Origin of the sequence: Desertivibrio insolitus (assembly GCF_017355965.1) — a bacterium.
Taxonomy (GTDB): Bacteria; Actinomycetota; Actinomycetes; order Actinomycetales; family Microbacteriaceae; genus JAFIQW01.
Map to the genome: position 1 here is coordinate 443,411 of NZ_JAFIQW010000004.1, position 13,910 is coordinate 457,320.

Consider the following 13,910-nt stretch of genomic DNA (forward strand, 5'->3'; position numbering starts at 1 on the left):
ACATGACCACGGCAGAGACGACGCCCGCTCAGCACGGCTTGACCGAGCACAGCCACGGCGGCTGGGGGAAGGGCACCGTCCCGGTGCAGACCCGCTCCGAGCGCTTCACCTCCACCGACCCTTCTGCGTTCCCGGATGTCACGGGGCAGGAGTTCGAGTGGAAGTTCATGCCCGTCCGGCGGATCACCGAGCTCACCTCGGGATCCCCGGACGGCAGCCCGGCCGACATCGACGTGCAGGCTTCGGCCGGCGCCTCGGTCGAGTGGGTCGGCATGGACCACGCGCTCATCGGCACGGCGGGCATCCCCGAGGAGAAGGCGGCCGCGCTCGCGTGGTCGACCGCTCAGAAGGCGCTCTCCGTCGCGATCACCGGTGAGGAGGGCGAGCACGTCGTGCTCACCCGCTCGTCGCTGCCCAGCACCGCGACGAGCGCGCACACGGTGATCTCCGCCGCGCCGAACAGCCGCGGCACGGTCGTGCTGCAGAACCGCGGCAAGGCGCTCCTCACGGAGAACGTCGAGATCGTCGTGGGAGAGGGCGCCGACCTCACCGTGGTCTCGGTGCAGGAGTGGGACGACGAGGCGATTCACCTTTCGAGCCACTTCGCGCGCATCGGCCGCGACGCCAAGCTCAAGCACTTCGTCGTGTCCCTCGGCGGCAGCGTCGTCCGGGTCGTGCCGACCGCGCACCTCGCGGAGCAGGGCGGCGACGTCGAGCTCTACGGCGTGTACTTCGCCGACGCGGGGCAGCACCTCGAGCAGCGTCCGTACGTGAACCACGACGCCCCGCACACCCGCAGCCGCGTCAACTACAAGGGCGCGCTGCAGGGTGAGGGCGCCCGCACCGTGTGGGTGGGCGACGTGCTCATCGGGCGCGAGGCCACCGGCACCGACAGCTACGAGCAGAACCGCAACCTCGTGCTCTCCGACGGCACGCGTGCCGACTCGATCCCCAACCTCGAGATCGAGACCGGTGACATCGAGGGCGCGGGTCACGCGAGCGCGACCGGCCGCTTCGACGACGAGCACCTCTTCTACCTCGCCTCGCGCGGCATCCCGGAGGACGAGGCGCGCCGCATGGTCGTGCTCGGCTTCCTCGCCGAGATCGTGCAGCAGATCGGCGTCCCCGATCTCGAGGAGCGCCTGATCGAGGCGATCGTCGAGGAGCTCGCCCAGGGCGGTGCCCTGTGAGCGATCTCGTCAAGGTGTGCAGCGAGTCCGAGCTCGGCGAGAACGAGGCGCTCCGCGTCGACGTCGCCGGCACCGCGGTCGCGGTGGTGAAGGACGCCGCCGGCGCCATCTTCGCCATCGGCGACACCTGCACCCACGGCGACATCTCGCTGTCGGAGGGGTTCGTCGAGGGCGACACCCTCGAGTGCTGGGCGCACGGCTCGAAGTTCGAGCTGAAGACCGGCAAGCCCCTCAACTTCCCGGCCTACGAGCCGGTCCCCGTCTTCGCGGTGTCGGTGGTCGATGGCGACGTGTTCGTCGACCCCACCCCGCGCACCCCCGAAAGCCTGTAAGGAACGCAGAATGTCCACTCTCGAAATCAAGGACCTCCAGGTCAGCATCGACACCGACCAGGGCAGCAAGCCGATCCTGCGCGGCGTCGACCTCACCATCAACGAGGGCGAGATCCACGCGATCATGGGCCCCAACGGCTCGGGCAAATCGACCCTCGCGTACACGATCGCCGGTCACCCCCGCTACAACGTCGACGGCGGCTCGATCCTCTTCGACGGGCAGGACGTGCTCGAGATGAGCGTCGACGAGCGCGCCCGCGCGGGTCTCTTCCTCGCGATGCAGTACCCGGTCGAGATCCCCGGCGTCACCGTCGCGAACTTCCTCCGCACCGCCAAGACCGCGATCGACGGCGAGGCGCCGGCGATCCGCACGTGGGGCAAGGAGCTGCGCCAGCACATGACGGACCTCCGCATGGACCCGTCGTTCGCCGAGCGCAACGTCAACGAGGGCTTCTCCGGTGGTGAGAAGAAGCGTCACGAGATCATGCAGCTCGAGCTGCTCAAGCCGAAGTTCGCCGTGCTCGACGAGACAGACTCCGGTCTCGACGTCGACGCGCTGAAGATCGTGTCCGAGGGCGTCAACCGCGCCAAGGCGAACACCGGCCTCGGCGTGCTCCTCATCACGCACTACACGCGCATCCTCCGCTACATCAAGCCGGACTTCGTGCACGTGTTCGTCGCGGGCAAGGTCGCCGAGCAGGGTGGACCGGAGCTGGCCGAGCGCCTCGAGAACGAGGGCTACGACCGCTACGTGTCCGCGGCCGCGGCCGCGGCGGAGGCGTAGTCCCCATGGTCAGCGCGCTCGCTCCCGAGCTCTTCGACCAGGTCGAGGAGGCGCTCAAGGACGTCGTCGACCCCGAGCTCGGGGTCAACATCGTCGACCTCGGGCTGATCTACGACCTCACCTGGGACGACGAGAACAACGCCCTCATCATCTCGATGACGCTCACCTCGGCGGGCTGCCCGCTGACCGACGTCATCGAGGACCAGACGGCCCAGTCTCTCGACGGCGTCGTCGACGCCTTCCGCATCAACTGGGTGTGGATGCCGCCGTGGGGTCCCGAGCGGATCACCGAGGACGGCCGCGACATGATGCGCGCCCTCGGGTTCTCGATCTGACCCAGCCAACGAAGAAGGCCGGCCGAGCGTGATGCTCGAGCCGGCCTTCGTCGTTGTGGGGGCGGACGTCAGGCGCGACGGTCCCGACGGCCGAAGTAGGCCCAGCCGGCGCGCACGACGCCCGCGGCGATCGCGGCCTTGATCGCACCGCCGATCAGGAACGGCCAGAGACCCGCGGCGAGGGTCTGCTCGAGGTTCAGCTGGAGCGCCCAGGCGAGCCAGGGGAGACCGAAGGCGAAGGGCATGACCGTGCCCGCGGCGAAGGCGACGACGGCGCGGAGCACGGTGCGGTCCCAGGCGCGCTCGGCGAGCCATCCGGTGAGCGCCGCGGCGGCGACGAAGCCGATGATGTAGCCGCCCGTGGGGCCGGCGAGCACCTGGAAGCCGCTCGACGCGTCGCTGAAGACGGGGAGCCCGACGATGCCGAGCACGGCGTAGAGCGCCATCGAGAGGGCGCCGCGCTTCGCACCGAGCGTCGCGCCGACGAGCAGCACCGCGAGGGTCTGACCGGTGATCGGCACGGGCCACAGCGGCACGGCGACCTGAGCGGCGGCACCGGTGATGGCGGCTCCACCGGCGACGAGGAGGGCGTTGGTGGCGAGCGAGCGGGGGAAGACCCGGTCGGCGAGGACGGCGGCAGGGGCAGCCGGAGTGATCGTCGTCATAGCGCCTACAATAGGGCGTCCCTTTTTCCCGTTACGTCGGCCCGGCCGACGTACGCTCTCCCATGCGAGGAAGTCCCTGTGCTCGCCGTGCACGATCTCGAGATCCGCGTGGGCGCACGCCTGCTCATGGACGGGGTGGACTTCCGGGTCGACCGCGGCGACAAGGTCGGCCTCGTCGGCCGGAACGGCGCCGGCAAGACGACGCTGACGAAGGTGCTCGCGGGCGACCTGCCGCCGGCCGGAGGAAGCGTCGACCGCACCGGCGAGCTCGGTTATCTGCCGCAGGACCCCCGCTCCGGCAACCCGGAGGACCTCGCCCGCACCCGCATCCTCGACGCCCGTGGGCTCGGCCAGCTCGTACTCGGGATGTCCGAGGCGACGATGCAGATGGGCGACGCCGACCCCGCCGTCAGCGAGAAGGCGATGAAGCGGTACGCGAAGCTCGAGGACCGCTTCCTCGCGCTCGGCGGCTACGCGGCCGAGGCGGAGGCCGCCTCCATCGCGAGCAACCTCAACCTGCCGGACCGCATCCTCGACCAGCCGCTGAAGACGCTGTCGGGTGGTCAGCGCCGCCGCATCGAGCTCGCCCGCATCCTGTTCTCCGGCGCCGACACGATGATCCTCGACGAGCCGACGAACCACCTCGATGCCGACAGCGTCGTCTGGCTGCGCGAGTTCCTCAAGGCGTACAACGGCGGCGTCATCGTGATCAGTCACGACGTCGACCTCGTCGAGGAGACGGTGAACCGCGTCTTCTACCTCGACGCGAACCGCCAGGTCATCGACATCTACAACATGGGGTGGAAGAACTACCTCAAGCAGCGCGCCGCCGACGAGGAGCGCCGCAAGAAGGAGCGCGCGAACGTCGAGAAGAAGGCCGCTGCGCTCCAGCTGCAGGCTGCGAAGTTCGGCGCGAAGGCCACGAAGGCCGCAGCGGCGCACCAAATGGTCGCGCGCGCCGAGCGGATGCTCGCGGGCCTCGAGGAGGTGCGCGAGAGCGACCGGGTCGCGAAGCTGCGCTTCCCTGACCCGGCACCGTGCGGTCGCACGCCGCTCATGGCATCCGACCTCTCGAAGAGCTACGGGTCACTCGAGATCTTCACCTCCGTCGATCTGGCGATTGACCGCGGCTCGAAGGTCGTGGTGCTCGGCCTGAACGGCGCGGGCAAGACGACCCTGCTGCGCATGCTCGCCGGCGTCGACAAGCCCGACACGGGGCAGATCGAGCCCGGCCACGGCCTGCGGATCGGCTACTACGCGCAGGAGCACGAGACGATCGACGTCAACCGCACCGTGCTGCAGAACATGATCTCGGCCTCACCGGCCCTGACGGAGACCGAGGCGCGTCGCGTGCTCGGCTCGTTCCTCTTCACCGGTGACGACGGGCACAAGCCTGCCGGAGTGCTCTCGGGTGGCGAGAAGACCCGCCTGGCTCTCGCGATGATCGTGGTCTCGGGCGCCAACGTGCTGCTGCTCGACGAGCCGACCAACAACCTCGACCCGGCGAGCCGCGAGGAGATCCTCGGCGCGCTGGCGTCGTATCAGGGCGCGGTCGTGCTCGTCAGCCACGACGAGGGTGCCGTGCAGGCGCTGAACCCGGAGCGCGTGCTGCTGCTGCCGGACGGCGTCGAGGACCACTGGAACCCGGACTACGCGGACCTGATCACACTCGCCTGATCCCTCAGACGCGGGGAGCGAGTCGTTGTCGCGGGCCCGACTCCGACTTGAGACTCGAGTTCCGGGAGAGTCGTCTGCGGCGGCCGGATGTCAGGTGCCGGCGCGGTCGAGCGCCTCGTCCTCTTCCGCGGAGTCGCTGCGCTTGAGCGCCCGCTTGCGCTCGCGCTCGGCGGCGCGGCGCTGCTCCTCGGGGTCGTCGGCGTTGAGCTGCCGTACCTCCTGGCGCAGCAGGTAGACGTAGAAGACGAAGCCCATCAGGGCGAAGACGAACCACTGCAGCGCGTACGAGAGGTGCGGGCCCTCGTCGAGCTCGGGACGCCCCTCGGCGATCGGTCGTTCGGCGGGGGCGGGGCTCTCCTCGGCCAGGAGTCCGTAGGCACCGGTGTAGACGGGCCGGTCGAGGTCCGCTGCGATTTCCTCTAGCTGAATGGACGAGATCTGGCCCTGCGGCGCGGTGCGTCCGGGAAGGGTCGATTCGCCGCCCTGCAACCGGGCGACGACCGTGACGGTGCCCTCGGGCGCGGCCGGGACGACGTCTGGGGAGTCCTGCTCGCGGCCGGTCGGCACCCACCCCCGGTCGATGATGACGATCTCGCCGCTGTCGAGCAGGAACGGAACGAGGACCTCGAAGCCTGGCTGACCGCCGAGGGGGCGGTTTCGCGCCAGCAGCTGCTCGTCCGTCAGGTACCGGCCGGTCACCTCGACGGGCGCCCACTTCTGCGACTCCTCGAAGGAGTCGAGGTCCGGCAGCAGCGACTCGATGGGCTGCGGCTCGGCGTCGTAGTTCGCGACGATGCGGTCGATCTCCGCCCGCGCCTCCGCACGGCGGGCGAATTGCCACACCCCGAAGCCGCTGCAGACGATGGCGAACACGATCGCGACCGCGAGGTAGCCCAGCCAGCGTCGTGTGCGGAGGAGGGCCCAGGCGGTCACGCGCGCGCTCCCGGGAGTGCGCTCGGTGCCGTTCCCGCGTCCGAGCGGTCGGGGACGAACTCGACCGACTCGGAGACGGGCGTCACCACGAGCGGGAACTCCCGGGCGTCGAGGTAGTCGGAGAGGAAGCCGCGGTGCTCGTCACAGGCGAGCCACGTCTTGACCCGCTCGCGCGGGTGGATCTTCGGGTTGCGCCAGTGCAGGGCCCAGGCGGCATCCGCGTCGCATCCGGCCCTCGAACAGATGACCGTCGAAGGACCCTCGAGCCCAATCACGGCCGGGGCTCGTCGTCGGGACGCGCGGGGAAGGCGTCGTCGTCGACGATCGTCGGGCGCAACGGCTCGCCGTCCACGGTCGGCCGGTAGAGCTCGATCGAGCCCGGACGCTCGACGGCACCGCCGGGCTGCGGTCCGCCGACGTTCGCCAGAACGACCGCGATGTAGGGGAGCACCACCGCACCGGCGATGCAGAGCGCGAGCCACCATCCGGTGACGAAGAGGCACGCGACGATGCAGACCAAGCGAATGCCCATCGCCAGGGCGTACTTGACCATGCGGTCGTGTCGGTCATCCTGAGGCGATCGCGGGAGCGTGGTGATTGAGGCCGTCTTCTTCATGTGCCGGGGTCAACTCTACGTCCGACCACTGACATATAGCCTGGTGTGGTTTGCATCTCGGCGACTCCGGAGGTTCCATGACCACGCGCACCGTTCTCGTGACCGGCGGCAACCGAGGCATCGGTCACGCCATCGCTTCGGAGTTCGTCGCGCAGGGGCACCGCGTGGCCGTGACGGCCCGGTCGGGGGAGGGCCCCGAGGGCTCGCTGACGGTGCGCGCAGACGTCACAGACGCGGCATCCATCGACGCCGCCTTCAGCGAGGTCGAGGCTCAGCTCGGCCCCGTCGAGATCGTGATCGCCAACGCCGGCATCACCCGCGACACGCTCCTCATGCGCATGAGCGAGGAGGACTTCTCGACCGTCGTCGACACCAACCTCGGCGGCGCGTTCCGCGTCGTCAAGCGCGCGTCGAAGGGCATGCTCAAGGCGAGGTACGGCCGCATCGTGCTGATCTCGAGCGTCATCGGACTCTTCGGCGGCGCCGGCCAGGTGAACTACGCGGCGTCGAAGGCGGGCCTCGTCGGCATCGCCCGCTCGCTCACCCGCGAGCTCGGCGCCCGCGGCATCACCGCGAACGTCGTCGCACCCGGTTTCATCGAGTCGGACATGACGGCTGTGCTTCCCGAGGAGCAGCAGGCCGAGTACAAGAAGTCGATCCCGGCCGGCCGCTTCGCCACCCCGGCCGAGGTCGCGAAGGTCGTGGCCTGGATCGCCGGCGATGACGCCGGGTACATCTCCGGCGCCGTCATCCCCGTCGACGGCGGCCTCGGAATGGGTCACTAGCCTTCCTCGCGCCACCTGTGGAGAGATCCGCGAGGAGAGGCGACGGCTGCCCTAGCGTGTAGCCATGCGCTCCTTGGTCGGATGCCTCGCTGCGGTGCTCCTGCTCGCCGGCTGCACCGCGGAGCCCGCGCCCGAGCCGACAGGAACGGTAGACGCCGCGCCGAGCTCTCCTGCTGCAGAACCGGAAGAGGCCGAAAGGATTGCTGCGGCGGCCTACGCGCGCTACCTCGCGCTCGCTAATGAGATCTTGAACGAAGGCGGTGCCGAACCAGACCGCATAGACCAGGTGGTCGCCGAAGGCATGGCCGAGAGCGAGAAGGCTGGTTACGAGCAGTACGCAGAGCGTGGCTTGCGAACAGTGGGTGAAGCGACGTTCGACTCGTTGAGCATCCAGAGCTACCAACCCGGCGCGGAGGCAGGCGAGACGGCCATAGTCGCTTACCTCTGCTCCGACAGCAGCGCGGTAGACGTCGTGAACGGTGCAGGCGACTCCGTTCTGGAGCCGGATCGAGATTCGCGATCACCCTTCGAGGTGCACTTCGCTTACGACCGCGAGGGCCAACTTCTCGTCTCTGCACGAGAGCCATGGTCTGGCGAGAACTTCTGCCAATGAGGGTGTTCGCTTTTGTTGCTGTGAGTCTTGTGCTGGCACCAGTTGCCGAATCACTGGTGTCCGCCTCGAACTGCGATCTCGCTTCCGAGCTCGCCAGCATATGTGGCGGGGGTTCCGGAGACCATGTGGTGGTCGAGGCTTGGCACCGTTGGCCAGGTGGCGGCGGAGGAGGTAGCTCGTCGAGGACCGTCCCAGAACCACGTCAAGCTGATTCGGCGCCCCGGCCCACCGACCCACCCTGCGACTCCACCATCCGCGCCTGCTACACCGTCACCGCGCCGGGCGAGGCGCCTCCCGGCACGCCCGCGATCACGCTGAGCGACCTGGCGTCCTTCCGTCCGGCGGTGGGGGAGCAGCGCATGGAGCCCGACGGCTGGGCGGTCACCGGCCTCGACGCCAACTTCCTCGGCGACGGCCAAGCGCGGGTCGTGGCCGGGCAGCTGCTCGGGCAACCCGCCTCCGTGCGGTTCGAACCGGTGGGCTGGACCTGGGACTACGGCGACGGGAGCAGCCGTACGAGCGCGAGCCCCGGCAGCACCTGGCAGCAACTGGGCCTCGACGAGTTCGAGCCCACCCCGACGAGTCACGTCTTCGACGAGCCGGGCACCCACACGGTGACGCTCACCGTGTCCTACTCCGCCGCGTACTCCTTCGGAGGCGGCGGATGGGTAGCGGTCAGCGGCGCGGTCACCGCGGCCGCAGATCCCATCACCGTCGTCGTGGGGAACGCCGACACCGTGCTGGTGGAGCACCCGTGCACGGTCGACGCCGCGGCGCCTGGCTGCTGAGCTAGCCGCGCAGCCCGAGCACGGGCAGCAGCTGGGAGAGGTCCCGCGTCGCGAGCGCGACATCCGCCTGCCGACGCACGACCGGCTTCGCGCAGAACGCCACCGACAGCGCGGCCGTTTCCATCATCCGCAGGTCGTTCGCGCCGTCTCCGACCGCGATCGTCCGGGTGACGGGCACGTCGAACTGCACGGCCCACTCGGCGAGAGCGAGCGCCTTCGCCTCGGCGTCGATCACACCGCCGTCCACCTCGCCGGTCAGCGTGCCGTCCTCGACGCACAACCGGTTGGCGCGCCACACGTCCAGCCCTAGCGACTCCGCGAGCGGATCGAGCAACTCGTGGAACCCGCCGGAGACCACGGCGACAGCGCCGCCCGCACGGTGCACCGACTCGACGAGCTCGGGCACTCCCGGCGTTACGCGAATGCGCTCGCGCGCGGCCTCGACGGCCTCGACCGGCAGCCCCTTCAGAGTGCCGACGCGCAGGCGCAGGCTCTCGGCGAAGTCGATCTCGCCGCGCATGGCACGCTCGGTCACGTCAGCGACGAGGTCGAGCGAGCCGGCGGCATCCGCGAGGAGCTCGATGGCCTCGTTCTCGATGAGCGTGGAGTCGACGTCGAGCACGACGAGGAACCGGGCCGAGGTCATGCAGCTCCTGGTGGTGCGGGGTCAGTCGACGTGAACGCCCTTGCCCACCACGGTGATGCCGGACTCGGTGACCGTGAGACCGCGGGAGCGGTCGAGCTCCGCGTCGACTCCGATCTTGGCGCCGGGGGCGACTACGACGTTCTTGTCGAGGATAGCCTTCTGCACCACCGCGTCCGCACCGATCTTCGATCGCTCGAACACGACGCTGTCGACGACCTTCGCACCGGAGTCGATCGTGGTCCACGGGCCGAGCACGCTGCGCTCGACGTGACCGCCCGACACGACGTCACCGAGGGAGACGATCGAGTCGATGATCGTGCCGAGGTTGCCCCGCGCGTCGCGCACGAACTTCGCCGGCGGCGCGTTCAGCTGCTGCGTGAAGATCGGCCAGTCCTCGTTGTAGAGGTTGAAGATCGGCAGCGCGCTGATCAGGTCCTGGTGCGCCTCGAAGAACGAGTCGATCGTTCCCACGTCGCGCCAGTAGTACCGGTCGCGGTCGGTGGCACCGGGCACCTCGTTGCGGTTGAGGTCGTAGACGCTCGCCTCGCCGCGGTTCACGAAGTCGGGCACGATGTCGCCGCCCATGTCGTGGTTCGAGTCCGACTTCTCGCCGTCGCGGATGACCGCGTCGATCAGCACGTCGGCGTCGAAGACGTAGTTGCCCATGGAGGCGAGCACCTCGTTGGGGGAGTCGGCGAGACCCTGCGCGTCCTTCGGCTTCTCGCGGAACGCCGCGATCTTCGTCGGGTCGCTCTCGTCGAGCTCGATCACGCCGAACTGGTCGGCGAGCGACAGCGGCTGCCGGATGGCGGCGACGGTGCAGCCCCGGCCGGACGCGATGTGCGCGTCGATCATCTGACTGAAGTCCATGCGGTAGACGTGGTCCGCACCGACCACGACCACGATGTCCGGCTTCTCGTCGCGCAGCAGGTTGAGCGACTGCAGGATCGCGTCGGCGCTACCCGCGAACCATCGCTTGCCGAGCCGCTGCTGCGCCGGGACCGACGCGATGTACTGGTTCAGCAGGCCCGACAGGCGCCATGTCTGCGAGACGTGACGGTCGAGGCTGTGCGACTTGTACTGCGTCAGCACGACTATCTGATGGAAACCGGAATTGATGAGGTTCGACAATGCGAAGTCGATGAGCCGGTAACTGCCGCCGAACGGTACGGCCGGTTTCGCCCGGTCCGCCGTGAGTGGCATGAGGCGTTTGCCCTCACCTCCGGCGAGGACGATGCCGAAGATCTTCTTTGATGCCATAACCCCACAGTAGAGGCATAACCACACCGCTGTACTACCGTCTGAAACATGCGAGTCGATCTGCTTACCCGTGAATATCCGCCGGAGGTCTACGGGGGAGCCGGCGTGCATGTCGCAGAACTGGTCAAGGCGCTCCGCAACGACATCGACGTCGTCGTGCGCGCGTTCGGCCAGCCCCGCGACGAGCCGAACGTGCACTCCTACCTCGTTCCCGCCGAACTCAACTCGGCGAACCCCTCCCTCGCGACGCTCGGCGTCGACCTCCAGATGGCCCGCGACGCCGCGGGAGCCGACCTCGTCCACTCGCACACCTGGTACGCCAACGCCGCCGGTCAGCTCGCGAGCCTGCTCCACGGCATCCCGCACGTCGTCACCGCGCACAGCCTCGAACCGCTGCGCCCGTGGAAGGCGGAGCAGCTCGGCGGCGGGTACCGCATCTCCAGCTGGATCGAGCACAACGCGTTCGCCGGGGCGGATGCCGTGATCGCCGTGAGCGACGGCATGAAGCGCGACATCCTGCGCTCCTACCCGTTCCTCGACGAGGCCCGCGTGCACACGGTGCACAACGGCATCGACCTCGAGCGCTGGAAGCCGGTGCGCGACGACGAGCTCGTCCGCTCGTTCGGAATCGACCCCGACCGGCCCTCCGTCGTGTTCGTCGGCCGCATCACCCGGCAGAAGGGCCTGCCCTACCTGCTGCGCGCGCTGTCGGCGCTGCCGACCGACGTGCAGGTCGTGCTCTGCGCCGGCGCACCCGACACCCCGGAGATCATGGCCGAGGTGCAGGGCCTCGTGCGCGAGCTGCAGGAGACCCGCAGCGGCGTCATCTGGATCGAGGAGATGCTCCCGCAGCCGCAGCTGTCGGCGATCCTCTCGAGCGGCACCGTCTTCGTCTGCCCGTCGGTGTACGAGCCGCTCGGCATCGTGAACCTCGAGGCCATGGCGTGCGGCCTGCCGGTCGTCGGCACGGCCACGGGCGGCATCCCGGAGGTCGTCGACGACGGCGTCACCGGACGTCTCGTTCCCATCGACCAGGCGGATGACGGCACGGGCACGCCCCTCGACCCCGACCGCTTCGTCGCCGATCTCGCCGCCGCCCTCACCGAGGTCGTCGCCGACCCCGAGCGGGCCCGGCAGATGGGTGAAGCGGGACGCGCGAGGGCCGAGGCGCACTTCGGCTGGGACCGCATCGCGGCGCGCACGCGCGAGGTCTACGCGACGCTGTTCTGATCCGCGCACTGGATAGGCTGAAGAGCATGAGCACCGTCCTCGATTTCTCCGACCTCGCCGTCGTGCGCGACGGCAACAGAATCCTCGATTCGGTGACGTGGGCGGTGCAGGACGACGAGCGCTGGGTCGTGCTCGGACCCAACGGTGCGGGCAAGACGACGCTGCTCCAGGTCGCGGGCGCTCTCATGCACCCGAGCGCGGGCAGCGCGAAGGTGCTCGACGCGACGCTCGGCTCGGTCGACGTGTTCGAGCTCCGTCCGCGCATCGGCATCGCCTCCACAGCGATGGCGCGCCGGATCCCGGGCAACGAGACCGTGCTCGACTCGGTGATGACGGCGGCGTACAGCGTCACCGGCCGCTGGAACGAGCGCTACGAGGACATCGACGTGCGCCGCGCCCACCGGGTGCTGCGCGAGTGGCGGCTCAGCGACCTCGCCGACCGCCGCTTCGGCAGCCTCAGCGACGGCGAGCAGAAGCGCGTGCAGATCGCTCGTGCGGTCATGACCGATCCGGAGCTGCTGCTGCTCGACGAGCCCGCCGCGAGCCTCGACCTCGGCGCGCGGGAGGAGCTGCTGCAGCTGCTCGGCGGCTACGCCTCGTCGCCCGAGGCCCCCGGCATCGTCATGGTGACCCACCACGTCGAGGAGATCCCCGTGGGCTTCACGCACGCGCTGCTGCTCGCCGACGGCGGCATCCGCGCGGCCGGCCCGATCGACGAGATCATCACCTCGCAGCAGCTGAGCGACGTCTTCGGGCTCGCGCTCAACGTCGAGAACGAGAGCGGACGCTACACGGCGCGCGCCGCCTAGCCCGGAACCGCCCTCTCTGCTATTCTCGATAGCTGGCTTCCGCGCTTTCCACGCGTGTTTCAGACCACCCCTCTATTAGGACGATCCATGAAGACTGAGATTCACCCCGAGTACCGCGCCGTCGTTTTCCGCGACCTGGCTTCCGGCGAGACCTTCCTCACCCGTTCGACGGTGTCGAGCGACAAGACGATCGAGCTCGACGGTCAGACGTACCCCGTGATCGACGTCGAGATCTCCTCGGCCTCGCACCCGTTCTACACGGGCAAGCAGCGCATCATGGACTCCGCCGGTCGCGTCGAGAAGTTCAACTCGCGCTACAAGAACTTCGGCGGCAGCAAGTAAGCACCGCTTCGAAGGAAGGGCGATCGGCTTCGGCCGGTCGCCCTTCTCGCGTTTCGGGGGGCCGGATGACTCGCGCTGACGGCTTCCGAAGGGCGCACGCCGGAGGGGGCGCGACGACGCATCGGCACAGCGCATGACCGGCGCGTGTCGCCGGCCCCACAACCCCTACGCGGCGACGACCGCCTCGGCGAGCTTCGCAGCCCGCAGCGGCCACGCGCCGTCCGCGACGAACTCGGGGTCGCGCACGCGCCGCATGTACTCCTGGAAGCTCTCCGCCTGGTCGCGGCACCAGCCCACCTGCATCTCGTGCAGCACGTCGAGGTCGACGAGCACCTCGACGGGGTAGCGGCGCGCGATGGCCTGGGCGACGCGCCCCGCGGCCACGGCGTCGCTGCGCGCGTCGTGCGCGTCGTCGAGCCGGATGCCGTAGTGCTCGGTGGCCGCGGTCAGCGTCCGCTTGCCACGGCGGTAGCGGTCGACCGCCTTGTCCAGCACGAGCGGGTCGATGATCGGCCCGTGCACGAGCGGGGAGACGCCGTGCCGTGCGGCCTCGCGGTCGAGCAGGCTGAGGTCGTAGGGAGCGTTGTAGATCGTGACGGCGAGGCCACGGGCGAACAGCGTGGTGAGCCGGTCGACGATCTCGGCGACGACCTCGGCAGCGGGGCGGCCCTCGCGGCGTGCACGCTCGGTGGTGACGCCGTGCACGGCGGTCGCGCCGGCGGGGATCTCGATCCCGGGGTCGGCCATCCAGCTCCACGACTCGAGCTGGCGCCCGTCGGCATCGAGCACGCCGACGTGGGCCGTCACGATGCGGGCCGTCTCGACGTCGACTCCGGTGGTCTCGAGATCGAAGACCCCGAGGGTCTCGGTCCACGCGCTCGTCATGCCTGAACGCTAGAGGCGGC

General features: G+C 69.4%; 18 protein-coding genes. 11 read left to right on the forward strand and 7 right to left on the reverse strand.

Annotated elements, in window-relative coordinates; genetic code table 11:
* The first annotated feature begins 2 nt into the window (after positions 1 to 2).
* The 4 genes from sufD to JUB10_RS11645 are packed head-to-tail and all read left to right on the forward strand — an operon-like array spanning position 3 to position 2,641.
* Entirely contained in the window at positions 3 to 1,190 is a 1,188-nt protein-coding gene (gene sufD / locus JUB10_RS11630) for a Fe-S cluster assembly protein SufD (protein ID WP_207456867.1), read from the forward strand.
* Positions 1,187 to 1,522: a non-heme iron oxygenase ferredoxin subunit gene (locus tag JUB10_RS11635; RefSeq protein ID WP_207456869.1), complete on the forward strand. Its 336-nt coding sequence runs from the start codon at positions 1,187 to 1,189 to the stop codon at positions 1,520 to 1,522. Before sufD ends, JUB10_RS11635 begins: the two co-directional genes overlap by 4 nt.
* A 10-nt stretch (positions 1,523 to 1,532) precedes the next feature.
* A complete protein-coding gene (sufC, locus tag JUB10_RS11640) occupies positions 1,533 to 2,306 on the forward strand; it encodes a Fe-S cluster assembly ATPase SufC (RefSeq protein WP_207456871.1) in 774 nt (257 codons plus the stop codon).
* 5 nt (positions 2,307 to 2,311) lie between these two features.
* Positions 2,312 to 2,641 carry a metal-sulfur cluster assembly factor gene (locus JUB10_RS11645; protein WP_207456873.1) on the forward strand — a complete coding sequence of 110 codons (330 nt, stop codon included), beginning with the start codon at positions 2,312 to 2,314 and terminating at the stop codon, positions 2,639 to 2,641.
* A gap of 68 nt (positions 2,642 to 2,709) precedes the next feature.
* Here JUB10_RS11645 and JUB10_RS11650 read toward each other — a convergent pair whose 3' ends face one another.
* Positions 2,710 to 3,306 (reverse strand): biotin transporter BioY, encoded by a 597-nt coding sequence (locus JUB10_RS11650; RefSeq protein WP_207456875.1) that lies wholly within the window; start codon positions 3,304 to 3,306, stop codon positions 2,710 to 2,712.
* 78 nt (positions 3,307 to 3,384) lie between these two features.
* On the opposite strand from JUB10_RS11650, the gene JUB10_RS11655 reads away from it, so the two are divergent.
* Positions 3,385 to 4,983 (forward strand): ABC-F family ATP-binding cassette domain-containing protein, encoded by a 1,599-nt coding sequence (locus JUB10_RS11655; RefSeq protein ID WP_207456876.1) that lies wholly within the window; start codon positions 3,385 to 3,387, stop codon positions 4,981 to 4,983.
* Between the two features lie 90 nt (positions 4,984 to 5,073).
* Here the strand turns inward: JUB10_RS11655 and JUB10_RS11660 are convergent, their stop codons facing one another.
* From JUB10_RS11660 to JUB10_RS11670, 3 genes are read right to left on the reverse strand one after another with little or no spacing between them, the layout of a single operon-like run.
* Complete coding sequence (locus JUB10_RS11660; RefSeq protein WP_307859205.1) at positions 5,074 to 5,916, reverse strand: SURF1 family cytochrome oxidase biogenesis protein; 843 nt, start codon at positions 5,914 to 5,916, stop codon at positions 5,074 to 5,076.
* Positions 5,913 to 6,191, reverse strand: a complete 279-nt coding sequence (locus JUB10_RS11665) for a hypothetical protein (protein ID WP_307859206.1) — start codon at positions 6,189 to 6,191, stop codon at positions 5,913 to 5,915. Before JUB10_RS11665 ends, JUB10_RS11660 begins: the two co-directional genes overlap by 4 nt.
* Positions 6,188 to 6,469: a DUF3099 domain-containing protein gene (locus tag JUB10_RS11670; protein WP_242682453.1), complete on the reverse strand. Its 282-nt coding sequence runs from the start codon at positions 6,467 to 6,469 to the stop codon at positions 6,188 to 6,190. Before JUB10_RS11670 ends, JUB10_RS11665 begins: the two co-directional genes overlap by 4 nt.
* 140 nt (positions 6,470 to 6,609) lie before the next feature.
* Between JUB10_RS11670 and fabG the strand changes: the two genes are divergently transcribed.
* The 3 genes from fabG (at position 6,610) to JUB10_RS11685 (ending at position 8,718) form a co-directional block, all read left to right on the forward strand.
* Complete coding sequence (fabG, locus tag JUB10_RS11675) at positions 6,610 to 7,317, forward strand: 3-oxoacyl-ACP reductase FabG (RefSeq protein ID WP_207456880.1); 708 nt, start codon at positions 6,610 to 6,612, stop codon at positions 7,315 to 7,317.
* A 64-nt stretch (positions 7,318 to 7,381) separates the two neighbouring features.
* On the forward strand, positions 7,382 to 7,930 hold the full coding sequence (locus tag JUB10_RS11680) for a hypothetical protein (protein ID WP_207456881.1): 549 nt from the start codon (positions 7,382 to 7,384) through the stop codon (positions 7,928 to 7,930).
* Between the two features lie 344 nt (positions 7,931 to 8,274).
* On the forward strand, positions 8,275 to 8,718 hold the full coding sequence (locus tag JUB10_RS11685) for a PKD domain-containing protein (protein ID WP_207456883.1): 444 nt from the start codon (positions 8,275 to 8,277) through the stop codon (positions 8,716 to 8,718).
* Position 8,719: 1 nt separating this feature from the next.
* On the opposite strand, the gene serB is transcribed toward JUB10_RS11685, so the two are convergent.
* Both serB and glgC read right to left on the reverse strand, forming a co-directional pair.
* A complete protein-coding gene (gene serB, locus JUB10_RS11690) occupies positions 8,720 to 9,364 on the reverse strand; it encodes a phosphoserine phosphatase SerB (protein WP_207456885.1) in 645 nt (214 codons plus the stop codon).
* Between the two features lie 21 nt (positions 9,365 to 9,385).
* Positions 9,386 to 10,624: a glucose-1-phosphate adenylyltransferase gene (gene glgC / locus JUB10_RS11695; protein WP_207456887.1), complete on the reverse strand. Its 1,239-nt coding sequence runs from the start codon at positions 10,622 to 10,624 to the stop codon at positions 9,386 to 9,388.
* 48 nt (positions 10,625 to 10,672) lie between these two features.
* Between glgC and glgA the strand changes: the two genes are divergently transcribed.
* The 3 genes from glgA (at position 10,673) to JUB10_RS11710 (ending at position 13,005) form a co-directional block, all read left to right on the forward strand.
* Positions 10,673 to 11,854, forward strand: coding sequence for a glycogen synthase (glgA, locus tag JUB10_RS11700; protein ID WP_207456888.1), 1,182 nt, complete (start codon positions 10,673 to 10,675; stop codon positions 11,852 to 11,854).
* 26 nt (positions 11,855 to 11,880) lie between these two features.
* Complete coding sequence (locus JUB10_RS11705; protein ID WP_207456890.1) at positions 11,881 to 12,663, forward strand: ABC transporter ATP-binding protein; 783 nt, start codon at positions 11,881 to 11,883, stop codon at positions 12,661 to 12,663.
* 87 nt (positions 12,664 to 12,750) lie between these two features.
* Positions 12,751 to 13,005, forward strand: coding sequence for a type B 50S ribosomal protein L31 (locus tag JUB10_RS11710; protein WP_207456891.1), 255 nt, complete (start codon positions 12,751 to 12,753; stop codon positions 13,003 to 13,005).
* A 165-nt stretch (positions 13,006 to 13,170) separates the two neighbouring features.
* On the opposite strand, the gene JUB10_RS11715 is transcribed toward JUB10_RS11710, so the two are convergent.
* On the reverse strand, positions 13,171 to 13,890 hold the full coding sequence (locus tag JUB10_RS11715; protein WP_207456893.1) for a 3'-5' exonuclease: 720 nt from the start codon (positions 13,888 to 13,890) through the stop codon (positions 13,171 to 13,173).
* Between the last annotated feature and the right edge of the window lie 20 nt (positions 13,891 to 13,910).